The organism is Actinokineospora lacus, from assembly GCF_053813445.1.
The window spans coordinates 663,273-687,388 of record NZ_JBQERA010000001.1; the positions used below are offsets into that span (position 1 = coordinate 663,273).

The following is a 24,116-nucleotide window of genomic DNA, read 5'->3' on the forward strand; positions in this document are numbered from 1 at the left end:
CCGCGCCGTCGCCGGGGTTTCCCGCCCCGGCGACGGTGGTGGCCACCACATCGGGGGCGTCCGGTATGTGGTTCGCCGTCATGGTCGCGGTGAGTGCGCGCGCCTACCGTCAGCACACCCGTTGACGTCGTGGAGGTTGCCGTGTTTCCCCGCATCGTGCTGGCGGTCGTCGGACTGCTGGCGGCCACCGCCGCCCCCGCCTTAGGCCATAGTGGACAGTCCTGCGCCGCGCCCACCGTGCTGGGGGCGGCGGCGCAGAAGTCCGCCTGCCTCGGCGACCTGACCACCACCGGCACCGTTGCCTCCGGGCACACCGTGGCCGCGGACTGGTCGGGCCTGACCTCGGCGGGGCTGCCGCAGCCCTCGGGGGTGCCCGGCGTCCAGGTCGACGGGTACTTCCCGGACACCTCCACCGGGAACACCAACAACGGGTGGAACCACGACAGCCAGTTCGTCATCCGGCTGCCCGAGCGGTGGAACGGGGGCCTGGTGGTCTCCGGGGCCCCCGGCGTGCGGCGGCAGTACGCCAACGACCGGGCCATCGCCGACCACGTCCTCGCCGCGGGCTACGCCTTCGCCGCCACCGACAAGGGCAACACCGGCGTCGCGTTCCACACCGACGGCCGCCGCCCCGGGGACGCGCTGGCGGAGTGGAACGCCCGGGTCACGCAGCTGACCGTGGCGGCCAAGCTCGCCGTCACCCAGCACTACCGGCGGCCACCGGCCCGCACGCTGATGGCGGGGATCTCCAACGGCGGCTACCTGGTGCGCTGGCAGCTGGAGAACGTGCCGTGGCTCTACGACGGCGGCGTCGACTGGGAGGGCACCCTCTGGACGGCCAAGGGCCCCAACCTGTTCACCACCCTGCCCGAGGTCCTGCGCAACTACCCCGCGCACAAGGCAGGCGACCCCGCCGCCCGCCAGGCGATCATCGACGCGGGCTTCCCGGCGGCCACGGAGTTCCTCTGGGACTTCCACCACACGGTGTACTGGGACCTGACCCAGCGGATCTACCGCGAGGAGTTCGACCCGGCCTACGACGGCGAACTCCAAGCAGGCATCCCCTTCTGCACCACCGGAACCCCGAACTGCGACGCGGACTACGACTACGCCACCCGCCCGCGCTCGGTGCACAAGGCCGTCTCCCGGATCGCCCTGACCGGCAAGATCGGCAAACCGATGATCACCCTCCACGGCACCCTCGACACCCTCCTGCCGATCACCGACTCCGACACGTACACCACGATGATCGCCGACCGCGGCCGAGCGAACCTGCACCGCTACTTCCGCGTCGAGGGCGGCACCCACGTGGACGGCCTCTACGACGCCTACCCCGACCGCCTGCGCCCCATCGGCCCCTGCTTCCTCAGCGCCCTCGACGCCCTGGGGACCTGGCTGGACAACGGCACCGCCCCACAATCAGCCACGATCCCCCGCACCGGCCCCGGAAACCCCGCGACGACCTGCGCCCTGAGCTGATACACGGCTCCCCTGGCGGCGGAGCCAGCCTCCGCCGCCAGAGGGGCCGGGCGAATACACCGCAACTGGACGCCCGTTTCAGCCGCCCTCGTCGTTCTCGGCCGCTTCCGGGTTGACCCACACCAGGCGGGCGTGGATGTGCGTGCCGGAGTCGAAGCCGCGCAGCGCGTTCTCCGGGGCCTGCAAGCTCATCCGCCCGCGTTCGACCGAGATCACCTCGGCGCGGCCCGGACTTCAGCGGAGGTGGTCACCGCGACATCAGCCGGGAAATCAATTCGACGGATGCCCGTGCGTCGAGTGCCTGCCGATCGAGGGTGCCGAGTACTTCGGTGAAGTACTCCACCGCTTCCCTCGCATAGGTGAAATACACAGCCAACCGGCCGTGTTCGACCACCATCGGGGACGTTCCCCAAATGATCTGGAAGCTGTTGCCCGCCCCCACGAAATCCATGTCGGCTGGTATGACCCGTATGGAGATATTGGGCCGCCCACCTATCTGCGCCAAGTAGGCAAGCTGATCGCACATCACCAGCGGCGAGCCGACGCGGCGACGTAAGACGTGCTCCGTGGTCACCCACAGAAAATCGAGCGGATCATCACCGGAGAGCGGTGCCTGCCGCCGCTCACGACTCGTGTTCCGAAGATCGCCATCCAGCGCCGTCAGGGCGTCGGCGTACATCTCGGTCCGCAAGTGCAGCGGCACCCGCCAGGGATCGAAGACCATCAGCCGCTCGGCGAACGCCTCCATCCCGATCGCCAGCTCGTGGTCGTGCGCTCCCGGCCCCGGCTCCCGCTCAGCCGACCGCAGCCGCGCCACGGCGAGCAGTTCAACCAGCCGAGGCAGCTCCCGCGTGGCATCGAGGTGCTGAGCCATGATCTCCAGGGCCGGTCTGCTGGGCAGGTTCTTGCCCGCCAACAACTGGGTGAACGACGCACGGGACACCCCGAGACGCGCCCCCATCTCGGCGTGCGTCACCCCGGCCTTGGCGCACATCTGCTCCAACTCGTACCGCAGCAGACGCCGTGCCTCCGCCGGGGTGAGCGGCATCCGGGGCTGACTACGCACGGCCCCGAATCTCGGTGTTCACCTAGATCATCTCCGGGTGGTCGCCCTGTCATACGACGCAGGGGGTGTCTTGGGATCGACCCTGTCGGCCCGGGGAGACTCCGGAAAGCGTCCAGACGCTGCGCCGATGATGCAGAGATGACGCACTGTCACCGTGACCTGCGATAATGGCTCGGTTACCGACCGTGCGTGATCAAAGATCGAACAGGCGGCGTGGTTTATGGGGTCATCACCGAAAACGGCGAAACGGCTCGCCCTGATCGCCGCCCGCAAAGCCGCTGGTTTCACCCAGGAAGCACTAGCCGCTCGGGTCGGTGTGGAGCGCAGCACGGTCTTTCGCTGGGAGTCAGGTGAGACGACACCGCAGCCGTGGCTGCGCCCCGGCCTGGCTCAGTTGCTCCGGCTGAACAACGACGAGCTGGCCGACGTACTCGGCGAACGCGTGGCACGACCCGCGATCGATCTCAAGCAGGTGCACTCCGTGGCCACTTTGACGGGCACCTCCACAGGTGACGACTTGTTCCGCGTGCTCGATGATGCGCGCCTGTTGACTGATGACGTGCTATCGGCTTCAAGCGTGTCCGCATCCTTGATCGATGTCATCGAACAGCGTGTGGCCGACTACATCATGATGTACCCGATGACGCCGCCCTTGACGGTACTTGGCGCGATTTCGACCGACATCGTGGAAGTCCAAGGGTTGGCGCGCCATCGGGAACCCGCCGCGACTCAAGCTCGGCTGTCCGCCGTGACCGCTGTGCTGGCGCTGCTCAGCGCTGACGCTCTGATGAAGCTGGGAGACGTCAACCGCGCTCGGTACTGGTACGGCACGGCCCGGCTCGCTGCCGATGACACCTTGAATCCAGAGCTGCGGGCCCGTGTGCGTGCCCAAGAGGCCATGCTGCCGTACTACTTCGGTCAGGTTCAGCAGACTGTCACGCTGGCGCGAGCGGCCCAGTCCTTCGTGTCCAAACCCTGTAGCGCTGGAGCGCTTGGGGCAGCAGCCGAAGCTCGCGCTCTTGCACGGCTGGGCTACCGCGATGAAGCAGAACAGGCGATGAACCGGGCGCGGCACGTGGTCGACCACTTGGGCGAGGCGCCGAGTGATGCCGCTTTTGAGTTCAACGAGAAACGTCTGCTGCTGTACCTGTCCGGCACACTGACTTACATGGGAGAGTACGAACGCGCCTATCGAGTCCAGGATGAAGCGTTGGAGCTCTACCGCCACGATTCCAGCGTGGTGATCGACCCCGCCCTCATCGCGCTCGACCGAGCCGTGGGACATGCCGCCTCGGGGCACGCTCAGGACGGCTGCCAGCTCGCCACCGCGACGCTTGATCGCCTGCCTGCCGAGCATCGGACGAAGATCGTGCTGGCCCGTGCCGCAGACGTCGTGCACTCCATCCCCGCGGGACGGCGGCAGATCCCCGCAGCGACAGAACTTCGTGAGTTGATCGCCGAGCAGACCGGAACTTCCTGATGGCTCCGCTCGACTGCAACCTCGATCACCTGACCGAGAACACCTTCACCGCAGGCCGTACCCGACAGGTGGCCGATGCCGCGTGCAGGCTGGTGAGTCTTGAGTCGCGCGGTATGGAACTACTTCGCCACCAAACCAACGCGGTGTACAAGCTCGCCAGCGCCCCCGTCATCGTGAAGGTGGCACGGCCCAACGTCAGTCATTCCGACGCCGTGGTCTCGTTGGTGCGGTGGCTCTCAACGCACGGCGTCCCCACCGTCACGTTGATTCCAGGACTGGACCAGCCGCTAACGCTGGCTGGGTGTGCCGTCACCTTTTGGCAGTACCTGCCGCAGGCCGGACCCATCCGTGCCTGCGATATAGCTGAGCCGCTGGCCATGCTCCACCAAGTGCCGCCACCTGCTATGTCACTGCCGCGACTGGCACCTGTTCATGCCATTCAGCGAGCAATCAGCACGAGTGCCCTCCTTGTGGAGTCTGAGAAAACTATACTTCAGCGACGCTGCGATGACCTCGCCGAGTCCTTCGCTGACCTGAGATACATGTGGCAGCCAACGCTCATTCACGGTGACCCCCAGCACCGCAACGCGCTATGGAACGAGGAGACCGGGCAGCCAGTGCTCTGCGACTGGGAAAGCGCGGCCATTGGCCAAGCAGAATGGGACCTGGTGACGGTTGAGATTCACTGCCGCCGGTTTGGGCATCTGCCTCGGGAGTATCACGCCTTCTGTCAGCGCTACGGCTTCGACATTCGCGAGTGGGATGGTTACGATATTCTGCGCGATCTCCGAGAGTTGCGGATGATTACCACCAACGCCCGTAAGTCGCACCCTGGAAGCCCGGAGGCGAGCGAAGTGCGTCGGCGTGTGGCCGAGTTGGATCGCGGACCGAGTCGACGATGGGTTATCTTGTAGGCGCCAGTCTCCGTGGACATTGGTCTGCCTCATAGAGGTGTCTATATTGCAATTCTCCGTGGGCGTATCGACAACATCGGAGGGTCGGATGGACCAGAGCCAGTGGCGTAAGCCGAACCGCTCAGACGGAGCCAACAACTGTGTAGAGCTGCATCCGGACGGGTGGCTCCGGGACAGCAAGCACCCTGCCGGGCCGATGCTTCGGGTCGACCTGCGGCAACTCGTGCTCGCAGCCCGAACGTGCTCGACGATGCGCGCCTGTTGACCCCGGTCGACCCGGGCAACCCACTTGGTCCTGAAATCGCCGAACGTGTTCGGCAGAGCCAGGTTGAGTGGCTTCGGGTTCGCCGCGCTGCGGGTGTGCGGGGGCGGGAACTGGCGGAACTGGCCGCGTGGCTGTATCCGGCCGGCCAACGAGCACCCGGCGGGCACGTGCTGACCGGTCCTGGCTGGCTGTTGGACACCCCCGTGGAACTGGATTCGGTGCGGCTGACCTTCTCCACTGTCGAGCGTCCGGTGTCGAAGCTCGAGCCGGTTGACCACGTGTTGCCGCTCACCGCTCGCGGCGAGCGCTATGCGAGCTACAGCCGGGCTGTGCGCGACCTGGTGCGGCCTAGGCTGCTGGAGAACCGCCCCAGTTACCGGCTGCTGGAGGTGTCCCAGCGCGATGGGCTGGAGTTGACGTTCGGGACCACCACGTTCTTCGAGGTGTTCGACATCAAGGAGTGCCTCGCGCACGAGTTCAAGGCCGCGTGGCTGGCCTCTGCCGGATCGGTTCCCGACTGGAGCGCGTTGCCGCTGCGATCGGCGATCGGTGACCCGTTCGACCCGGCTCGGCTGGTGATATCGCCCGGCATCAGCACTTTGACCATCCGCAAGGACCGGCGGGGCGATCACCGGTTCATGATGCACCAGCGCGATGGCCGCGCTGTGGCCGACGGCGGCGGCATGTGCACTGTCATGCCCTCCGGCGAGTTCCAGCCCTCATCACTCGCCGCGCGCGACGTGCACAACGACTTTTCCTTGTGGCGCAACATCATGCGTGAGTACTCCGAGGAGTTTCTCGGCAACCCCGAACACGACGGGGCCGGAGCGGGCTCCATCGACTACGCCGAGCAGGAGCCGTTCCGCTCCCTCGACCGCGCTCGCGATGAGGGGCGGTTCCGGCTCTGGCACTACGGCTTGGTCATGGACGCCCTCACCCTGGGCGCGAGCCAGCGCACGGTCGCCGTCGTGGACGACGAGGTCTTCGACCGGTTGTTCACCGGACTGGTCGCCACCAACGATGAAGGCACCGTGATCGGCGAAGGCGGGCGAACCGACATCCCCTTCACCAGCGAAGCGGTTGACCGCCTCGAGCCTCGGCTTTCGGCCAGCTCATTGACGTTGCTGCGTCTGGCGTTGCGAGACCGGCGGAACCTCCTCGAACCGTGATCGGTGCGCGCCGCCTCCCTTCTGCTATCGGCTGAGGCGGGCGAGGGCGGGGGGCAGGTCTTCGGTGTGGATGACGCCGACGCGTTGGGTGGCTCTGGTCAGGGCCACGTAGAGGTCGTTCATGCCTCGGGGGGACTCCGCCACGATGTGGGTGGGTTCGATGACCAGGACGGTGTCGAATTCCAGGCCCTTGGCTTGGGTGACGGTCAGGACCACCACCCGGCTTTCGAGGTCGGGGCGTTCGCCGATGGCGGCGTCGGGTACGGCGGTCAGGACCGCCTCGCCGACGGAGGTCAGCAGGGCGGTCGGGACCAGTACCGCGAGGGAGCCGGGGGTGTTCTCGGCGGCCAGGTCGGCTGCGGTGGCGGCGGGGTTGGACACCCGGCGTGCCCAGGGGGGTACGCCGGTCTCGCGGACCGACTTCGGGGCGGTGACCGGGGCGCCCAGTTCGGCCAGGACGTCGGCGGCCACGGCCATCACCTCGGCTGGGGTGCGGTAGTTGACCGTCAGCTCCGCCAGCCGCCAGCGGTCCTCGACGTACGGTGAGAGCACCGAGGACCACGTCGACGCGCCGCCCAGGTCGCCGGTCTGGGCGACGTCGCCGACCAGCGTCATCGAGCGTGACGGGCAGCGGCGCATCAGGACCCGCCAGGTCATGGCCGAGAGCTCCTGGGCCTCGTCGACGATCAGGTGGCCGAAGGTCCAGTCGCGGTCCGCGGCGGCGCGCTCGGCGGCGGTGCGGTAGTCGACGTCCTCCTGGCGCTCGGCCAGCTGCCCGGCGTCGATGAGGTCGTGGGCCAGCAGGATGTCCGGGTCGGCCTCGTCCTCCAGTTGCAGGATGTCCAGCACGCCCTGGGCGTAGTCCTCGGCGTCGCGGCGGCGCTGCGCGGCGCGGGCGCGCTCGGCGCTGTCGTCGACGCCCAGGATCTCCGCGGCCTCGTCCAGCAGGGGGGCGTCGGAGGCCGCCCAGCCGCCGGGCTCGCGCAGCAGCAGGGCCCGCTCGGCCTCGGTGTGGTCGGGCATGGCGGTGCGCAGGCGCCCGGGGTCGGCGTAGAGGTCGTCGAGGAGCTGCTGGGGGGTGAGGTCCGGCCAGAGCTCGGCCACGACGGCGCCGACCTCGGGCGCCTCGGCCAGCTCGCCGCGGATGTCGGCGAGGTCGGCGGCGTCGAGGAACTCCGCGCCGAGGCGGTCGGCCTCCTGGCGGGTCAGCACGGCGATGATCTCGCGGGTGAAGACCGCGCGGGCGTGGTTGTGCAGCAGGCCGCAGCGGCGGGCGCGGGAGCGGGCGGCGGCGATGTCCGCCGGGCCCAGCACCATCTCCTGGCGCTCGATCTCCAGCGTGATCGGCTCGTCGGGGACCACCTGGCGGTCGGCGACCGCGCGGCGCAGCACGTCGACCATGTCGACGCGGCCCTTGACCTCGGCGGCGGCCGGGGACTCCGGGCGGATGGCCCGGACACCGGGGAACAGGTCGCCGACGGTCTGCAGGAGCACGCCTGTCTCGCCGAGGGACGGCAGCACCTGGCCGATGTACTTGAGGAACGTCGCGTTCGGGCCCACGATCAGCACGCCTCGGCGGGCCAGCAACTCGCGATGGGTGTAGAGCAGGTAGGCGGCGCGGTGCAGGGCCACGGCGGTCTTGCCGGTGCCCGGCCCGCCCTGCACGACCAGGACGCCGTTGAGGCTCGCGCGGATCACCTCGTCCTGCTCGGCCTGGATGGTCTCGACGATGTCGCGCATGACACCCGATCGGGTGGCGTTGAGCGCGGCGAGCAGCGCGGCCTCGCCGGTGACGCCGTCGCCCACCCGCTCGGCGCCGTCGGCGAAGTCCAGGTGCTCGTCGTCGATGCCGGTGACCTTGCGCATGCTGGTGCGGATGTGGCGGCGCCTGCGCACGCCGTCCGGGGCGGCGGCGGTGGCCAGGTAGAACGGGCGGGCGGCCGGGGCGCGCCAGTCCAACTGCAACGGCTCGTAGTCGTTGTCCCGGTCGAACAGGCCGATGCGCCCGATGTAGGTGTCGGTGCCGTCGGTGAAATCGAGCCTGCCGAAGCACAGGCCGTTCTCCACCGCGTCGTATTGGGCGAGGAGTTCACTCAGGTGGGCGACGGCGGCATCGCGCAGCGACATCGCCTGCGGCAGGCTGCTGACCTCCCGCAGCGTCGTGGCGAGGCGGGTGTCGGTCTCGGTCCTGAGCTGGTCGAGGTGCGTGTAGAGCATGGTGAGGTATTCCTGCTCGACACCGATCTCGTTTGACAACCGCCCTCCAACGACGATATTATAGGCGCAATGGCCGCAATTGTTTGCGGCCTTTTGTTTTGCGCGCGGACTGTCGAATATACGCGTTTGCCCTGTGGTGGTGTCAGCCTCGCGTGAGGCCGTCGTCGCCCGCGCCCAGGCTCAGCACGATCTCCTCGGTGCGGCCCAGCGCCTCGCGCATCCTGGCGGGCTCGACGTCGGGGTCGGCGGTGAGGTCGGTGAGCCGGATCGGCGGCCCGAGGTCGACCAGGGTGGGCAGATACTCGGCCTTCTCGACCGCCCAGGTTCCATCGGACCTGGTGAACCGGAAGCGGGCCAGCGCGCCCTCCTCGGTCGTCCCCTTCGGCTCGGCGTGCCGGGCGACCTGGTTGCCGAGGCCGTAGGCCACCCACTTGCCGCCGACGTTCTCGAAGGGCTGCATGACGTGCGCGTGGTGGCCGATGATCAGGTCGACGGCCGGGTCGCCGAGGATCTGCTCGGCCATGCGCCGCTGCTCGGCGGTGGCCTCGTGCTTGCCCTCGATCCCCCAGTGCAGGCTGGCGACGACGACGTCGGCTCCTGCGGCCCGCGCGGCGCGCGCGTCCTCGATGACGGTCCCGGTGTCGAGCAGGTTGGCCATCCACGGCGAGCCCGCGGGCCGCTCGGTGCCGCTGTTGAACGCGAAGGTGTACGACAGCCACCCGACCTTGGCGCCAGGCACGTCCAGGATCAGCGGCTCCTCGGCGTCCTCGGCCGACCGCGCCGAGCCGGTGTAGGCGATGCCCGCGCCGTCGAGCGCGTCCAGGGTGCTGAGCACCCCGTCGGCGCCGTGGTCCATGGTGTGGTTGGAGGCGGTGGAGCAAACGTCGTACCCGGTCGCGGCGAGCCCGGCGGCCAGCTCCGGCGGCGCGAAGAACCGCGGGTACCCCTGGAACGGCCCCTCCGCCCCGGCGATCGGCACCTCCAGGTGGCAGACGGCCAGGTCGGCCGCCCCCACCACCGGCGCGATCCCGGCGAACAGCGGCGCGTAGTCCCGCTTCCCGCCCCCGTCGGCCTCCGCCTGCTCGGTGAGCGCCGGGTGGATCAGCACGTCCCCGCCCGCGACGATGGTGAAGCCCTCGGGCTTCGCGGTGGTGGTCGTGGCAGGCGCGGCTTGGGCGGTGGACGTCGAGGCCCCGCCGCCCGGCCCAGCGGGCGTGGGCACACCACCTGTGGTGGGCGCGGCACAACCGGCCACAACCACCACAACCAAGCCGATCCCGGCACGCCGACGCACGCGCGCACCCTACCGACCGACCTCCCCCACCACGCCACGGCAGTTCCCCAACGCCCACAGCGCACGCCAGGCCCGCCCGATTACCCCCGGCAGACGGATCTGACACCTGAGGCGCACAGGTCCGCCCCACGCCGATCAGTTGTCACAGGGCTGGCGGTTTGCCGGGAGGTGTCATCTGCGTTTGCGCATCACCACCGCCACCACCGCGCTGACGGCGGCCAGTACGGCCAGTGTCGGGATGGCTCGTTTGACCACCGAGCGGCCCGCCAGTTCCATCAGGTCGATTGCCTCGCCCTCGGCGTTGGGTACCGCGGCCAGGGTGGGGCGTTCCCGGAGTTCTGATTCAGGTGTCGGTACCCGTGCTGGGATTTCCTCGGTCCCCTGCTCGGCTTCCGCGATCTTCGGTTCCGTGGTCTTTTGCTCTGGTTCCGCCGCTTCCTGGTGTGGTTCCGGGTCCGGTGCTGACGGGCTCAGCTTGTCGGAGAGGCAGGTGGCGAAGGTGTTCAGGAGTTTGCCGCCGACCTCGGCGATCAGGCCGCGGCCGAATTGGGCGGGTTTGCCGGTGATGGCCAGGTCGGTCTCGACCGTGCCGGTGGTGGCGTCGCCGTCGGGGGTCAGGGTGAGGGTGACGGTGGCCGCGGCGGTGCCGTTGCCGTGGGAGTCCTTGCCCGAAGCCTTGATGACCACGCGGCGGGTGTCGGGGTCGCGGCTGAGGAATTCGCCCTTTCCCTTGTACACCAGTGAGATGGGGCCGAGTTTGACCTTGACGGTGCCGGTGAAGGTGTCGCCGTCGACGGCGGTGAGGGTGGCGCCGGGCATGCACGGAGCCACCTTCTCCGGGTCGAGCACCGCGGCCCACACCGTCGCCACCGGGGCGGGCACGCGGAAGTGGTGTTCGAGGCGCACGTCAGACCCCCGCCGCGGCGGTGAGCGCGCGGCCGGTGAGGACGCGGGCCAGGTGTTCGCGGTACTCGCGGTCGGCGTTGCCGTCGGCCGACGGCGAGGTCCGCTCGGCGGCGTGGGCGGCGGCGTCCCGGATGGCCGACGCGGTGGCGGGCTGCCCGACCAGGGCCGACTCGACGGCCGTGGCGCGCATCGGCACCGCGGCCATGTTCGTCAGGCCGACCCGCGCCTCGGCGATCACGCCGTCGGCGACGCGCAGGGCGGCGGCCACGCCGACGATCGACCACGCCTGGGCCACGCGGTTGAACTTCTCGTAGTGGGCCTGCCAGCCGGTGTGGCGGGGGAGGCGGACCTCGACCAGGATCTCGTCGGCGCGCAGCGCGGTGGTGAAGTAGTCGACGAAGAACTCCGCCGCCGGTATGGTCCGCCTGCCGTCGACGCCCTGGGCGACGAACTCCGCCTCCAGGGCCAGCACCGGGGCGGACAGGTCGCCCGCCGGGTCGGCGTGGGACAGCGCGCCGCCGAGGGTGCCGCGGTGGCGGACCTGGGGGTCGGCGACGGTGTCGGTGGCCAGCCTGAGCAGGCGCAGGTGGGTGTCCACCAGCGGGTCGCGCTGGACCTCGTGGTGGGTGGTCATCGCGCCGATGACGACGTGGTCGCCGTCCTCGCGGATGCCGCGCAGCTCCGCGATCCGGCCGAGGTCGACCAGGGTGGTCGGCGCGGCCAGGCGCATCCGCAGCACCGGCAGCAGGCTCTGCCCGCCCGCGATGACCTTGGCGTCCTCCCCGGCGTCGGCCAGCGCGCGGACCGCCTCCTCCACTGTGGACGGCGCGGTGTAGTCGAATTCCGCCGGGATCACCTGGCACCTCCGGTCGCGTCGATGGAGCCGAGCCCGCCGCCCGCCTCCGAGCCCACCCCGCCCGCGTCGGCGCGGCCGGTGCGGATGGCCGTCCACACCCGCATGGGCGTGCACGGCATCTCGATGTCGCGGACGCCCAGGTGGCGCACCGCGTCCACGATCGCGTTGACCACCGCCGGGGTGGAGGCGATGGTGCCCGCCTCGCCGACGCCCTTGACGCCCAGGGAGTTCGTCGTCGACGGCGTCTCGGTGCGGTCGGTGACGAACGAGGGCAGGTCGGCCGCCGAGGGCAGCAGGTAGTCGGCGAAGGTGCCCGTGATCAGCGTGCCGGACTCGTCGTGCACCGCCTCCTCGAACAGCGCCTGCGCGATGCCCTGCGCCAGGCCGCCGTGCACCTGGCCCTCCACGATCAGCGGGTTGACGACCGTGCCGATGTCGTCCACGCACACGTACTTGCGCAGCGACACCGCCCCGGTCTCGGTGTCGACCTCCGCGGCGCACAGGTGGGTGCCGTGCGGGAAGGAGAAGTTGTCCGGGTCGAAGGTCGCCTCGGCGTCGAGCGAGGGCTCCATGCCCTCGGGCAGGTCGTGCGCGGAGAACACGGCGAAGGCGATGTCGGCCATCCCGGTGGACTTGTCCGTGCCGCGCACGGTGAACTTCCCGCCCGCGAACTCCAGGTCGCCCTCGGCGCACTCCAGCAGGTGCGCGGCGACCCTGCGGGCCTTGGCGATCACCTTCTCGCCCGCCTTGACCACCGCGATCGCGCCGACGGTCAGCGAGCGCGAGCCGTAGGTGTCCAGGCCGCGCGGGGAGACCTGGGTGTCGCCGTGCAGCACCTCGATGTCCTCGAACGGCACGCCGAGCTGGTCGGCGACGATCTGGCTCCACGCGGTCTCGTGGCCCTGGCCGTGCGCCGAGGAGCCGGTGACCACCTCGACCTTGCCGCTGGGCAGCATCCGCACCGCGGCGTGCTCCCAGCCGCCCGCGGCGTAGGACAGCGCGCCCAGCACCCGCGAGGGCGCCAGCCCGCACATCTCGGTGAACGTCGAGACGCCGATGCCCAGCTGGACGGGGTCGCCGCTCTCGCGGCGGCGCTTCTGCTCGGCGCGCAGGCCCTCGTAGTCGAACAGCTCGACGGCCTTGGCGGTGGCGGCCTCGTAGTTGCCCGTGTCGTACTCCAGCCCGGCCACCGTGGCGAACGGGAACTCCTCGTGCCTGATCCAGTTCTGCTCCCGCACGGCCAGCGGGTCCACGCCCAGCTCGGCGGCCAGCTCGTCCATCAGCCGCTCGATGGCGAAGGTCGCCTCGGGCCTGCCCGCGCCGCGGTAGGCGTCGGTCGGGGTCTTGTTGGTGAACACGTTGGTGCAGGCGAAGTGGTACGCCGGGAACTTGTAGATCGCGTTGAACATGAACGCGCCCAGGATCGGCACGCCAGGGCCGACCAGCCGCAGGTACGCGCCCATGTCGGCCAGCAGCTCGACCTTGAGGCCGGTGACGGTGCCGTCGCGGCGCGCGGCCAGGGTCAGCTTCTGGACCTGGTCGCGGCCGTGGTGGGCGCTCAGCAGCGACTCCGAGCGCGACTCGGTCCACTTGACCGGCTTGCCCAGGCGCCTGGCCACCAGCAGGGTGATGACCTCCTCCGGGGTGACCTGCAGCTTGCCGCCGAACCCGCCGCCGACGTCCGGGGCGATCACCCGGACCTTGTGCTCGGGGATGCCGGTGGTCAGCGCGACCATCAGCCGCAGGATGTGCGGGATCTGCGTGGCCGACCACATCGTGTACTGCTCGCCGGTCGGGTCGACCACGACCGAGCGCGGCTCCATGAACGCCGGGATCAGCCGCTGCTGGCGGAAGGTGCGCTCGATGAGCACCTCGGCCTCGGCGATGGCCTGGTCGACGTCGCCGCCGGTGCCCGCCGCCGCGGAGTCGAACACCCACAGCGCGGACTTGTTGGTGCCCAGGTCCTCGTGCACGAGATCGGCGCCGTCGGCGACGGCGGCGGTCATGTCCAAGACGACCGGCAGGTCTTCGTAGTCGACGTCGATGGCCGAGAGGGCGTCGGCGGCCTCGTACGGGCCGCGCGCGATGACCACGGCCACCGCCTCCCCGGCGAAGTTGACCTCGTCGACGGCCAGCGACGGCGCGTTGGGCGCCTTCTGGTCGGCGGTGACCGGCCACGCGCACGGCAGGCTGCCCTGCTCGTCGGCGAAGTCGCGGCCGGTGAACACCGCGACCACGCCGGGCATCTCGCGCGCGGCGGAGACGTCGATGTGGGTGATGCGCGCGTGCGCGGCCGGGCTGCGCAGGAACGCCACGTGCAGCAGGCCGGGCAGGGTGATGTTGTCCGTCCACCGGGTGCGCCCGGTGATCAGCCGGGCGTCCTCCTTGCGCAGCCGGGCCCGGCCGACCTCCGGCTCGGTCGTCGAGGTCATCACTCGCCCCCGGCCAGCTCGGCGGGCCGCATCCGCCCGGCGGCGTCGCGGACCGCGCGGACGATGTTCTGGTACCCGGTGCAGCGGCAGAGGTTGCCCTCGATGCCGTGGCGCACGGTGTCCTCGTCGGGGTCGGGGTGCTCGGCCAGCAGGTCGATCGCCTGCATGATCATCCCGGGGGTGCAGAAGCCGCACTGCAGGGCGTGGTTGTCGTGGAAGGCCCGCTGGACGGGGTGCAGCTGCCCGTCACGGGCCACGCCCTCAATGGTGGTGACCTCGCGGGCGTCGGCCTGCACGGCCAGCACCGAGCAGGACTTCACGCTGCGGCCGTCCAAGTGGACGGTGCAGGAGCCGCAGTTGCTGGTGTCGCAGCCGACGACCGTGCCGACTTTCCCGAGTTTGTCGCGCAGGTAGTGGACCAGCAGCAGCCGCGGTTCGACGTCGTCGGTGAAGGTCGTGCCGTCGACCCGGACCGTGATGCGCATCGTGCCTCCTGGAGCGGACGTGATTGGCCTCACAACCGAGACTGCTCCCGTCGCGGCCCGCCGACAACCCCGAGTCCGCCACTTGTGGACAACTTCGACGCCTGTGGACAACTTCGGCTCAGCCGTGGATGCGCCCGGTACCCTCCGCCAGCCGCAGGCCGCCGCCGCCCCAGCGCAGGGCGATGATCTCCGCGGCGATTGAGACCGCGGTCTCCTCCGGGGTCCGCCCGCCGAGGTCGAGGCCGATCGGCGAGGACAGGCGCGCCAGTTCCGCGTCGGTCAGCCCGGCCGCGCGCAGCCGGGCGAGCCGGTCGGCGTGCGTGCGGCGCGAGCCCATCGCGCCGATGTAGCCGAGCCGGGCGCGCAGGGCGACCTCCAGCACCGGCACGTCGAACTTGGGGTCGTGGGTGAGCACGGCGACCGCGGTGCGCTCGTCCACCCGGCCCGCGGCCAGCTCGGCGGCCAGGTAGCGGTGCGGCCAGTCGACGACGACCTCGTGCGCGCCCGGGAACCGCGACGTGGTCGCGAACACCGGCCGCGCGTCGCACACCGTGACCCGGTAGCCGAGGAAGGCGCCCATGCCCGCCATCGCCGCGGCGAAGTCGATGGCGCCGAAGACGAGCAGCCGGGGCGGGGGCTCGTAGGAGTTGACGAAGACCCGCATCCCCTCGCCGCGGCGCTCGCCGTCGGGGCCGTAGCCCAGCACGCCGTTGCGGCCCGCGGCGAGCAGGCCGCGGGCGTCGTCGGTGATCGCCGCGTCCACGCGCGCGGAGCCGGTGCCGCCCGCCGCCCGGTCGGGCCAGACGACGACGCGGCGCCCGAGCAGCGCGGGGTCGGGGTGGGCGACGACGGTGGCCAGCGCGACCGGCACCTCCGCGCGCACCGACCCGGCCAGCTCGGCCAGCTCGGGGAAGCCCGCGCGGTCGACCTTCTCCACGAAGACGTCGATGATCCCGCCGCAGGTCAGGCCCACGGCGAAGGCGTCGTCGTCGCTGACGCCGTAGCGCTGGAGCACCGGGCGGCCGGTCTCGATGGCCTCGCGGCCCAGCTCGTAGACCGCGCCCTCGACGCAGCCGCCGGACACGCTGCCCGCGACCGTGCCGTCGGCGGCGACCATCATCGCCGCGCCCGCCGAGCGCGGCGCGGAGGAGAAGGTCGCCACGACGGTGCCGACCGCGACCGCCTCGCCCGCCGACCAGCGGCCCAGCACTTCGTCCAGCACGTCACGCACGGCGCACCTCTCGCAGGAGTTCGTCGAGGGTGGCCAGGCTGTGCCCGGCCAGCAACACGTCGATGTGCGGCAGCGCCGCGGCGATCCCGGACTGCACCGGGCGGTAGGTGTCGGCGCCCGCGTGCGGGTTGACCCACAGGACCCGGTGCGCCAGGCGGGACAGCCGCCGCGCCTGCTCGCCGAGCAGCGCGGGGTCGCCGCGCTCCCAGCCGTCGGAGAACAGCACGACGACCGCGCGCCGGGCGACACCACGCTGGCCCCAGCGGTCCAGGAACGCGCGCAGCGTCTCGCCCAGGCGGGTGCCGCCCGCGAAGTCGGGCACGGCGCGGGCGGCGGCGGTGAGGGCGAGCTCGGGGTCGCGCTGGCGGAGCTGGCGGGTGAGCCGCGTCAGCCGGGTGCCGAGGGTGAAGACCTCGGTGGTGGCGGGGGAGCGCCGGGCCACGGTGTGGCTGAAGCGCAGCAGCGCGTCGGCGTACGGGCGCATGGAGCCGGAGACGTCGACCAGCAGCACGACCCGGCGCGGGCGGGTGTGGGCGCGCTCGCGGGGCAGCAGGACGGGTTCGCCGCCGGTGGCCCGCATCGCGCGCAGCACGCGGTCGGCGTCGAGGGTCCCGCGCCGGTCCGGGCGCTTGCGGGCGGCGCGGCGCAGCGGCGGGTCGGGGCGCAGCCGCGCCAGCAGCTCGCGCAGGTGGGCGCGCTCGGCGGCGGTGAGCCCGCCGATGTCGCGGTGGCGCAGGACTTCGGCGTCGCTGGCCGCCGGGTCGGCGTGCGGCTGGGCGTCGCCCGACGCGGTGTCGGGGACGCCGGTCAGCGCGGCGAGGGTGGAGCGGCGCGGGCGCGGGCGCGGGGGCGCGGGCCGGGCGGCGCGGGGGAGGTCGTCGCCGAACCAGGCGCGGAAGGCGTCGTCGTAGCGCGGCAGGTCGTCGGGCTCGCCGCAGAGGGTCAGGCGGCCCGCCCAGTACAGCCGGGCCGGGTCGCCCGCGTCGAGCGCCGCGGCGGCGGCCAGGTACGCCCGCACCCGGTCGGCCCCGCACGCCACCCCGGCCCCGCGCAGCGCGGCGGCGAAGCCCGTCAGCCCGGGGAGCGGGTCCATGGGGCCATTGTGACCGCGGACGAGGGGAGCCGGGCACCGCAAGCGCCGCCACGCGCTCCGGGACCCGGCTCCGAGATGGAATCCTGCCTGGTCAGTGCGGGGAACGCGACCGAATTTCAGCCGCCGAGCAGGGCGTCAAGACCCGCGGTGATCACGCGGTCGGTGTCCTCGCGGTACTTCAGCACCGCGCCCAGGGTGGCCGCCGCGGCGGCGGCGTCGAGCTCGGTGCGGCCCAGGGCCAGCAGCGCGCGCGTCCAGTCGATGGTCTCGGCGACCCCGGGCGGCTTGAGCAGGTCGGCGGCGCGCAGGCGGTGCACGGCGCCCGCGACCTGGGCCGCCAGGGTCGCGGTCACCTCGGGCAGGGTCCGGCGCAGAATGGCGATCTCGCGCGGCAGGTCGGGGTGGTCGAGCCAGTGGTAGAGGCAGCGCCGCTTGAGCGCGTCGTGCACCTCGCGGGTCCGGTTGGACGTGAGCACGACCAGCGGCGGGACGGCCGCACGCACCTCGCCCAGCTCCGGGATGGTGACCGCGTACTCGCCCAGGACCTCCAGCAGGAACGCCTCGAACTCGTCGTCGGCGCGGTCGATCTCGTCGACCAGCAGCACGCAGGGCGCCTCCTCCAGCGCGCGCAGCAGCGGCCGGGCCAAGAGGAACCGCCTGGTGTACAACGATTTCTCCGCCGCGTCGGCGTCCAGCGCTCCTGGGGCGGCGGCTTCGAGGGCACGCAGGTGCAGCAGCTGGCGGGGGAAGTCCCAGTCGTAGAGGGCCTGGGTCGCGTCGATGCCCTCGTGGCACTGCAGCCGGATCAGCGGCACGTCCAGCGCGCGGGCCAGGGCGCCCGCCAGCGCGGTCTTGCCGGTGCCGGGCTCGCCCTCGCAGAACAGCGGCCTGCCCAGGCGCATCCCCAGGAAGGCCGCGGTGGCCAAGCCCACGTCCGGCAGGTAGCCGACCCGGTCCAGGGCGGCGGCGACCTCATCCGGCGTGGTGGGCTGCACCGGGCCACCGTATCCGGAGCCCGGCCCGGGTTCACCCTGAGCCGGGACTCCGGGTCGGTCCCCGATGCGCGCGGACCCCTGCCCGGCGCACTCTGGAGTCATGACGAACGAGACCCCCACCCCCGTCCGCAAGCTCCACCGCAGCAAGTCCGACCGGATGGTCGCGGGCGTGTGCGGCGGACTGGCCACGATGCTCGGGGTGGACGCCGCCCTGGTGCGCATCCTGCTGGTCGGCGCCACCCTGCTCGGCTTCGGCGCGGGCGCGGTGATCTACCTCGCGTGCTGGCTGATCGTGCCCGAGGAGCGGTGAAATAGGGTCACCCGGTGACCCGATCCCGTGCGCTGGTGCTCATCGCCGCCGCGGTGCTGCTGGCCGCGTCCGGGCTGGTGAGCTTCGTGGTCCTGGTGTTCGGGCCCGCGCTGGGCGGGCGCCCGGTGACCGGCACGCTCGTGTTCACGCTGGTGATCGTGCTCACCTCGGCGACCGCGGTCGTGCTCGCCCTGCGCCGGGCCCAGGCATTGTGGGGCTGCGCGGTGCTGCTCGTCGGCGCGGTGGTCGCGACCGGGGCGCTGCTGGCCCTGGTCTACCAGCGCTGACCGCGCTGGACCTCGATCAGCTTGGGCCGCACGTCGACGATGTAGACGAGGGCGGCGACGAGACCGGCCATCCAGAAGATCCACCCGGTCCCCGCGAAGCTGAACAGCAGCAACGCCGCCAGCGCGCCCGCGGTGATGCCCAGCCACGCGGGCTTGGACATGCGGTCGGCCGCCGAGTACGCGTCCGGCCGCTGCAGCAGGGCATGGACGAAGGCGAACGCGCCCACCGGGACGGCCGCCCAGGAGATCACGTTCAGAATCCAGATCGCTGCCATTGGCACGCCACCAGACTACGTGCGCGCCTCGGCGATCACCAGATCGGTGCCCCCGGATCGGCGCCCCCAGGTCGGATGCCCCCAGGTCGGATGCCCCCAGCCCCGGGACCTCAGGTCCCGGGGCTGGGGTGGTGCCGCGTGTCTACTTGGTGGGCTTGCGGGTCGCGGGGGCGGTCTTGTTGGCCACCCGGCGGCTGGTGCTGCGCACCTCGTGGGCCACGTCACCGCCCGCCTCCACGACGGCCTCGGCCACCTCGGTGGCGACGCGCTCGGTCCGGGCCGCGGTCTTCTCGCCGACCGACCGGGTCTTGCGGGTCACCCGGCCCAGCACGTCCTCGGCCAGGGCGCGGGCGTCACCGGCGACGCCGCCTGCGCGCAGCTGGGCGGTGCCGACCGCCTCCTCCAGCTGCTCGATGGCCTTCTTGACCTGCGGCTGCGCGCGCAGCTTGCCCAGCGCGTCCTCGCCGTGGTCGGCCAGCTTCTGGTACAGCTTCACCGCGGCCTCGGTGTACTCGTCGACGAGCTTGCGCAGCTCGACCGCGTCGAGCCTGCCGCGCACGTCGGCGGGCAGCTCGGTGACGTTGACGTTCCCGGCCCGCTCCTTGGCGCGGTTCACGGCGTCGGCGACGGCCTTGGCGGCCAGGTCGCCCGCGCCCAGCGCGGCCAGCAGCGACGTGCGGACCTGCTCCAGCGCGGTGTTGACCGCCTGCTCGCCGCTCTTGCGGTCGCCGTCACCCTTGGGCAGCGTCATGTGTGCTCACTTCCTCAGCGGGGTCCGTCGTCTGGTCATGTCCGTCCACATCAGACCCCTCTACTGTGGACTTTCGGGTGGCTGTGTCGCGTCCCCCGGTGTTCTCGCGCCGGAAGGACTCGTAGATGTCCAGCAGGACCTGCTTCTGGCGCTCGGTCAGCTCCTCGGCGGCGCGCACGGCGTCCACCACGGGACCGCCCGCGGGCATGTCCAGAATCCCGGCCTGCACGTACAGCGCCTCGGCCGAGATGCGCAGGCCCTTGGCGATCTGCTGGAGGATCTCCGCGCTCGGCTTGCGCAGCCCGCGCTCGATCTGGCTCAGGTACGGGTTGGACACCCCCGCGAGCCGGGAGAGCTGGCGCAGCGAGATCTTCGCCGAACTGCGCTGCGCGCGGATGTACTCGCCGATGTCACGGCCGAGGTCGGCGACCTTGTCGAAGGTGTTGGACTCGTCCACTCGCGTTCCTCCTCGTGACTTCTCCGACGCTACGCCGCACTGCTAGCTCCTGCAAGCGGAGCGCTTGCGGGCTCGGTCACATACGCTCCCCGCGTGGTCCTGGCGGTGGTGGCCGCGGGCGGCGTGCTCGGCTCGCTGGCCCGGTTCGGCCTGGCGAGCGCGTTCCCCGGCGCGGTGACGACCGTCGTCGTCAACGTGGTCGGCTGCCTGCTGATCGGCGTGCTCATGGAGGCGCTGGCCAGGCACCACCCCCGTCAGCGGTTCACGCGCCCGTTCCTCGGGGCAGGCGTGCTGGGCGGGTTCACCACGTTCTCCGCGGCCATGACCGACGCGCAGGCGCTCGCCCAGGACGGGCGGGCCGCGCTCGCGGCGCTGCTGCTGGGCGGGACGGCCGTCGCCGCGGTGGCGGCGACCGCGGCCGGGGTGTGGCTGGTGCGGCGGTGACGGCGCTGTGGGTGGCCGCCGGAGCGGCCGTGGGGGCCCCGCTGAGGTACCTGGCCGACCGCGCGCTCGGCACCCGGTTCCCGTTCGGCACGCTCGTGGTCAACGCGCTCGGGTCGCTGCTGCTCGGCTACCTCGTCGCGCTGCCCGCCGACGGGCCGCTGATGGCCGGGCTCGGCGTCGGGTTCTGCGGCGCGCTGACGACGTACTCCTCGTTCGGGTACCAGACGCTGTCGCTGATCGAGCGGGGCGCGGGCGGGCAGGCCGCGGCCAACGTGGCGGCGAACCTGGGGCTCGGGCTGGCCGCGGCCTACGCCGGGATGTCGCTGGCCTGAAGCCGCGCGCGGACCCAGGCGGCCACCGCGAGCGCGGTCTCCTCGGCGGGCACGTCGGAGGTGTCGAGCAGGTCCATCGGCGGGTCGGTGGCCGCGGCGTTGTCCTTGACCCAGGCGTTGAACCGCAGCATGTCGGCGATGCGCCGCTCGTCCTGCCAGCCGCGCCACGACGGGCGCGCCAGCAGCCGGGCGCGCAGCACCTCGTCGTCGGCGACGAGGGCGAGGTAGTGGATGCCGGAGAACAGCACGCGCTCGGGCCGGGTCTCGAACTGCGGCGGGGCGACGGTGCCGCACAGCACCGACGGGCGCCCGCTCTGGTTGAGCATGGCGATCATGCGCAGCCAGGTCTGGCGGAACGCGGCGAAGTCGCCGGCGGGGTCCTGCAGCGCGTCGATCCACAGCACGTCCTGCTCCAGCACCACGACCTGGTCACCGAGCAGGGGGCCGAGGCGCTTGCAGACCGTCGACTTGCCCGTCCCGCTGGGACCGGTCAGGGCGAACACCGGGAGGCGGTGGAACGGCTCCCGGTGCCCGCACCGGACGCAGACCAGGACGGCCCCATCGACCACGGGCGCGTCGGCCCACTCGCCGCAGGCCGCGCAGATCATCGGGTTCGTCAGTCGAACAGCTCCTCGAGGAAGCTCTTGCGCTTCTTCTTGTAGTGCCCGCCCTGGTGGCCCTGGTGGCCGTATCCGGGGGGCGAGTCGCGGTAGCCGGGAGGCGAGTCGCGGTAGGCGGCGTGGCCGTAGCCCGGCTGCTGCGCGGGCGGGTACGCGGCGGGCGGGTACGGCGCCGCGGCCGGCTGGGCCGGGTAGGCGCCAGGCGCGGGCTGGTAGGGCGGCGGAGGCGCGGCGGAGGCCTGGTAGCGCTGCTCGGCGCTCAGGATCTGCTCCAGCTCACCGCGGTCGAGGAAGATCCCCCGGCAGCTCGCGCACTGGTCGATGTGGATGCCCTGCCGGTCGACCGCGGTCATCGGGTTCGAGCACTTCGGACAAATCAATTCACACGCTCCGTCTCTGGGCACGCCTGCCCACCGTCAAGATCATAGGCCGGGCACCTGCCTCAGCCGTCCAACGCCGCGCCACGCGGCCAGGTTCCCGACCGGAGAGCGGTATGGGTGCTGTCGCCATTGATTCACGACGAGGTGTAGGCGTCTGACACATGGCTGGCCCGACCCGCCCAGCCTACCGTTTCCGCCCATGACCAGTGGTCCGCATCACACGCTCGACGGGCGCACCGCGCTGGTGACCGGCGGGGCGAGCGGCATCGGGCGCGCCTGCGTCCGGGCGCTGGCCGCCGCGGGCGCCAAGGTGCACGTCGTCGACCGCGACGGCCCCGGCGCCGAGGCCGCCGCCGCGGAGGTCGGCGGGTGGGCGCACGTCGTCGACCTCGCCGACCCCCAGGCGGTGGCCGCCCTGCCCACCGAGGTCGACGTCCTGGTGAACAACGCCGGGCTGCAGCACGTCGCCGCCCTGCACGAGTTCCCGCCCGAGCGCTTCGCGCTGATCCAGCAGGTCATGGTGACCGCGCCGTTCCTGCTGATCCGCGCGGTCCTGCCGCACATGTACGAGCGCGGCTGGGGTCGCGTCGTCAACGTCTCCAGCGTGCACGGCCTGCGGGCCAGCGCGTACAAGGCCGCGTACGTCACGGCCAAGCACGGCCTGGAGGGGCTGTCGAAGGTGACCGCGATCGAGGGCGCCCCGCACGGGGTCACCAGCGTGTGCGTCAGCCCGGCCTACGTGCGCACGGCCCTCGTCGAGAACCAGATCGCCGCGCAGTCCCGTGAGCACGGCATCGATCCCGACGACGTGGTCGAGCGCGTGCTGCTCGACCGGGCGCCGATGAAGAAGCTCATCGACGCCGCCGACGTCGCCGCGCTCGTGGTGTGGCTGTGCGGGCCGCACGCGGGGCACCTGACCGGGGCCTCCATCCCGGTCGACGGCGGCTGGACCGCGACCTGATCCCCCACCAAGAGAGAAGCGGTGACCCCTTGTCCGCGAACACGGCAACGAAGCCCAAGTCGTTCGTGCGGATCGTCGGCGCGAGCCTGATCGGCACCACAATCGAGTGGTACGACTTCTTCCTGTACTCCTCCGCCGCCGCGCTGGTGTTCAACAAGCTGTTCTTCCCCAACGCCGATCCGCTGACGGGCACGCTGCTGGCGTTCACGACGTACGCGATCGGCTTCCTGGCCCGTCCCATCGGCGGCCTGGTCTTCGGTCACTTCGGCGACAAGGTCGGCCGCAAGAAGCTGCTGGTCTTGAGCCTGGTGCTGATGGGCGTGGCGACCTTCGCGATGGGCCTGCTGCCGACCTACGCCGCGATCGGCGCCGCCGCCCCGGTCCTGCTCACCCTGCTGCGCTTGGTCCAGGGCTTCGCCCTGGGCGGGGAGTGGGGCGGGGCGGTGCTGATCGTCTCCGAGCACGGCGACGACAAGCGGCGCGGCTTCTGGGCGTCGTGGCCGCAGTGCGGCGCGCCGGGCGGCAACCTGCTGGCCACCGGCGTCCTGGCGTTCCTGGCCGCGACGCAGACCGACGAGGCGTTCCTGTCCTGGGGCTGGCGGGTGCCGTTCCTGCTCTCCGGCGTGCTCGTGGTCATCGGGCTGTGGATCAGGCTCACCGTCACCGAGTCCCCGGTGTTCCTGGCCGCGCAGGCCAAGGCCGAGAAGCACACGGAGAAGCACGTCCCGGTCGTCGAGGTCTTCAAGCACGGCTGGCGCCAGGTGCTCGTCGCCATCGGCGCGCGGATGGCGGAGAACGTCTCCTACTACGTGATCACCGCGTTCATCCTGGTCTACGTCACCACCGGACTCGGGCTGGACCGCACCGTGGGCCTCAACGCGGTGCTGATCGGGTCCGCGGTGCACTTCCTGTCGATCCCGCTGTGGGGGTCGCTGTCCGACCGCCTCGGGCGGCGGCCGGTGTACCTGCTCGGCGCTGTCGGGATGGCGGTGTGGTCCTTTGTGTTCTTCCTCCTCCTGGACACCCGCTCGCCAGGGCTGATCATCATTGCCGCGACCGTGGGCCTGGTCCTGCACGGGGCGATGTACGGGCCCCAGGCGGCGTTCTTCTCCGAGCAGTTCCCCACCCGCTACCGCTACACCGGTCTGTCGATCGGCGGTCAGCTCTCGTCCATCGCGGCGGGCGCCCTGGCTCCGCTGATCGCCGTGGCCCTGTTCCAGCGCTTCGACAGCACGGTGCCGGTCTCGCTGTACGTGGTCGCGATGTGCGCCATCACCGTGATCGCGGTCCTGTCGGCCCGGGAGACCCGCGGCATCTCCCTGCACACCGACGCCGCGCCCCGCACGCCGGTCCCGGCCGCCGCGAAGAGCTGACCCACCGGCTCCGGGACCGCGCCCAGCGGTCCCGGAGCCGCGTC

The 24,116-nt window shown here is 71.5% G+C and carries 26 protein-coding genes; 11 read left to right on the forward strand and 15 right to left on the reverse strand.

Translation table 11 applies throughout. The features are described from left to right. The first annotated feature begins 141 nt into the window (after positions 1-141). Positions 142-1,479, forward strand: coding sequence for a tannase/feruloyl esterase family alpha/beta hydrolase (locus tag ACTG9Q_RS03260; RefSeq protein ID WP_455571050.1), 1,338 nt, complete (start codon positions 142-144; stop codon positions 1,477-1,479). Between the two features lie 247 nt (positions 1,480-1,726). On the opposite strand, the gene ACTG9Q_RS03265 is transcribed toward ACTG9Q_RS03260, so the two are convergent. After that, complete coding sequence (locus tag ACTG9Q_RS03265; RefSeq protein WP_455571051.1) at positions 1,727-2,527, reverse strand: helix-turn-helix domain-containing protein; 801 nt, start codon at positions 2,525-2,527, stop codon at positions 1,727-1,729. Positions 2,528-2,765: 238 nt separating this feature from the next. Between ACTG9Q_RS03265 and ACTG9Q_RS03270 the strand changes: the two genes are divergently transcribed. From ACTG9Q_RS03270 to ACTG9Q_RS03285, 4 genes are all read left to right on the forward strand, one after another. Beyond that, positions 2,766-4,025, forward strand: a complete 1,260-nt coding sequence (locus tag ACTG9Q_RS03270; RefSeq protein ID WP_455571052.1) for a helix-turn-helix domain-containing protein — start codon at positions 2,766-2,768, stop codon at positions 4,023-4,025. Next, a complete protein-coding gene (locus ACTG9Q_RS03275) occupies positions 4,025-4,939 on the forward strand; it encodes a phosphotransferase family protein (RefSeq protein ID WP_455571053.1) in 915 nt (304 codons plus the stop codon). The genes ACTG9Q_RS03270 and ACTG9Q_RS03275 overlap by 1 nt, the downstream gene beginning before the upstream one ends. Before the next feature lie 88 nt (positions 4,940-5,027). Further along, on the forward strand, positions 5,028-5,204 hold the full coding sequence (locus tag ACTG9Q_RS03280) for a DUF397 domain-containing protein (protein ID WP_455571054.1): 177 nt from the start codon (positions 5,028-5,030) through the stop codon (positions 5,202-5,204). After that, on the forward strand, positions 5,180-6,373 hold the full coding sequence (locus tag ACTG9Q_RS03285) for a helix-turn-helix transcriptional regulator (RefSeq protein ID WP_455571055.1): 1,194 nt from the start codon (positions 5,180-5,182) through the stop codon (positions 6,371-6,373). The genes ACTG9Q_RS03280 and ACTG9Q_RS03285 overlap by 25 nt, the downstream gene beginning before the upstream one ends. 24 nt (positions 6,374-6,397) lie before the next feature. On the opposite strand, the gene ACTG9Q_RS03290 is transcribed toward ACTG9Q_RS03285, so the two are convergent. From ACTG9Q_RS03290 to ACTG9Q_RS03330, 9 genes are all read right to left on the reverse strand, one after another. After that, entirely contained in the window at positions 6,398-8,590 is a 2,193-nt protein-coding gene (locus tag ACTG9Q_RS03290; RefSeq protein ID WP_455571311.1) for a HelD family protein, read from the reverse strand. 142 nt (positions 8,591-8,732) lie between these two features. Further along, a complete protein-coding gene (locus tag ACTG9Q_RS03295; protein ID WP_455571056.1) occupies positions 8,733-9,884 on the reverse strand; it encodes a CapA family protein in 1,152 nt (383 codons plus the stop codon). A gap of 171 nt (positions 9,885-10,055) precedes the next feature. Next, positions 10,056-10,790, reverse strand: a complete 735-nt coding sequence (locus ACTG9Q_RS03300) for an SRPBCC family protein (protein ID WP_455571057.1) — start codon at positions 10,788-10,790, stop codon at positions 10,056-10,058. 1 nt (position 10,791) lies between these two features. Then, entirely contained in the window at positions 10,792-11,646 is an 855-nt protein-coding gene (locus ACTG9Q_RS03305; protein WP_455571058.1) for an FAD binding domain-containing protein, read from the reverse strand. After that, a complete protein-coding gene (locus tag ACTG9Q_RS03310; protein WP_455571059.1) occupies positions 11,643-14,078 on the reverse strand; it encodes a xanthine dehydrogenase family protein molybdopterin-binding subunit in 2,436 nt (811 codons plus the stop codon). The genes ACTG9Q_RS03305 and ACTG9Q_RS03310 overlap by 4 nt, the downstream gene beginning before the upstream one ends. Next, the gene (locus tag ACTG9Q_RS03315) at positions 14,078-14,563 is read right to left on the reverse strand and encodes a (2Fe-2S)-binding protein (protein WP_455571060.1); all 486 of its coding nucleotides are present in this window, start codon (positions 14,561-14,563) and stop codon (positions 14,078-14,080) included. Before ACTG9Q_RS03315 ends, ACTG9Q_RS03310 begins: the two co-directional genes overlap by 1 nt. Before the next feature lie 118 nt (positions 14,564-14,681). Continuing rightward, positions 14,682-15,794 carry an XdhC family protein gene (locus tag ACTG9Q_RS03320; RefSeq protein WP_455571061.1) on the reverse strand — a complete coding sequence of 371 codons (1,113 nt, stop codon included), beginning with the start codon at positions 15,792-15,794 and terminating at the stop codon, positions 14,682-14,684. Further along, positions 15,787-16,887: a vWA domain-containing protein gene (locus ACTG9Q_RS03325; RefSeq protein ID WP_455571062.1), complete on the reverse strand. Its 1,101-nt coding sequence runs from the start codon at positions 16,885-16,887 to the stop codon at positions 15,787-15,789. Before ACTG9Q_RS03325 ends, ACTG9Q_RS03320 begins: the two co-directional genes overlap by 8 nt. 116 nt (positions 16,888-17,003) lie before the next feature. After that, the gene (locus ACTG9Q_RS03330; RefSeq protein WP_455571063.1) at positions 17,004-17,882 is read right to left on the reverse strand and encodes an AAA family ATPase; all 879 of its coding nucleotides are present in this window, start codon (positions 17,880-17,882) and stop codon (positions 17,004-17,006) included. 100 nt (positions 17,883-17,982) lie between these two features. Here ACTG9Q_RS03330 and ACTG9Q_RS03335 point away from each other — a divergent pair, with 100 nt between their 5' ends. Both ACTG9Q_RS03335 and ACTG9Q_RS03340 read left to right on the forward strand, forming a co-directional pair. Further along, complete coding sequence (locus ACTG9Q_RS03335) at positions 17,983-18,192, forward strand: PspC domain-containing protein (RefSeq protein WP_455571064.1); 210 nt, start codon at positions 17,983-17,985, stop codon at positions 18,190-18,192. Between the two features lie 14 nt (positions 18,193-18,206). Further along, a complete protein-coding gene (locus ACTG9Q_RS03340; protein WP_455571065.1) occupies positions 18,207-18,479 on the forward strand; it encodes a hypothetical protein in 273 nt (90 codons plus the stop codon). Here the strand turns inward: ACTG9Q_RS03340 and ACTG9Q_RS03345 are convergent. The 3 genes from ACTG9Q_RS03345 to ACTG9Q_RS03355 form a co-directional block, all read right to left on the reverse strand. Beyond that, the gene (locus ACTG9Q_RS03345; RefSeq protein WP_455571312.1) at positions 18,467-18,754 is read right to left on the reverse strand and encodes a DUF2516 family protein; all 288 of its coding nucleotides are present in this window, start codon (positions 18,752-18,754) and stop codon (positions 18,467-18,469) included. The genes ACTG9Q_RS03340 and ACTG9Q_RS03345 overlap by 13 nt on opposite strands. A 142-nt stretch (positions 18,755-18,896) precedes the next feature. Beyond that, a complete protein-coding gene (locus tag ACTG9Q_RS03350; protein WP_455571066.1) occupies positions 18,897-19,505 on the reverse strand; it encodes a hypothetical protein in 609 nt (202 codons plus the stop codon). Beyond that, positions 19,486-19,962, reverse strand: a complete 477-nt coding sequence (locus ACTG9Q_RS03355; protein ID WP_455571067.1) for a helix-turn-helix domain-containing protein — start codon at positions 19,960-19,962, stop codon at positions 19,486-19,488. Before ACTG9Q_RS03355 ends, ACTG9Q_RS03350 begins: the two co-directional genes overlap by 20 nt. Before the next feature lie 93 nt (positions 19,963-20,055). Here ACTG9Q_RS03355 and ACTG9Q_RS03360 point away from each other — a divergent pair, with 93 nt between their 5' ends. Continuing rightward, the gene (locus tag ACTG9Q_RS03360; protein WP_455571068.1) at positions 20,056-20,406 is read left to right on the forward strand and encodes a fluoride efflux transporter FluC; all 351 of its coding nucleotides are present in this window, start codon (positions 20,056-20,058) and stop codon (positions 20,404-20,406) included. Beyond that, positions 20,403-20,738, forward strand: a complete 336-nt coding sequence (locus ACTG9Q_RS03365) for a fluoride efflux transporter FluC (protein ID WP_455571069.1) — start codon at positions 20,403-20,405, stop codon at positions 20,736-20,738. The genes ACTG9Q_RS03360 and ACTG9Q_RS03365 overlap by 4 nt, the downstream gene beginning before the upstream one ends. Here the strand turns inward: ACTG9Q_RS03365 and ACTG9Q_RS03370 are convergent. Then, complete coding sequence (locus ACTG9Q_RS03370) at positions 20,714-21,346, reverse strand: AAA family ATPase (RefSeq protein ID WP_455571070.1); 633 nt, start codon at positions 21,344-21,346, stop codon at positions 20,714-20,716. The two genes, ACTG9Q_RS03365 and ACTG9Q_RS03370, sit on opposite strands and share 25 nt — an antisense overlap. A gap of 8 nt (positions 21,347-21,354) precedes the next feature. Continuing rightward, positions 21,355-21,738, reverse strand: a complete 384-nt coding sequence (locus ACTG9Q_RS03375) for a TFIIB-type zinc ribbon-containing protein (RefSeq protein ID WP_455571071.1) — start codon at positions 21,736-21,738, stop codon at positions 21,355-21,357. A 199-nt stretch (positions 21,739-21,937) separates the two neighbouring features. Here ACTG9Q_RS03375 and ACTG9Q_RS03380 point away from each other — a divergent pair, with 199 nt between their 5' ends. Continuing rightward, positions 21,938-22,699 (forward strand): 3-hydroxybutyrate dehydrogenase, encoded by a 762-nt coding sequence (locus ACTG9Q_RS03380; protein ID WP_455571072.1) that lies wholly within the window; start codon positions 21,938-21,940, stop codon positions 22,697-22,699. Positions 22,700-22,728: 29 nt separating this feature from the next. Further along, the gene (locus ACTG9Q_RS03385) at positions 22,729-24,072 is read left to right on the forward strand and encodes an MFS transporter (protein ID WP_455571073.1); all 1,344 of its coding nucleotides are present in this window, start codon (positions 22,729-22,731) and stop codon (positions 24,070-24,072) included. Positions 24,073-24,116 lie beyond the last annotated feature (44 nt).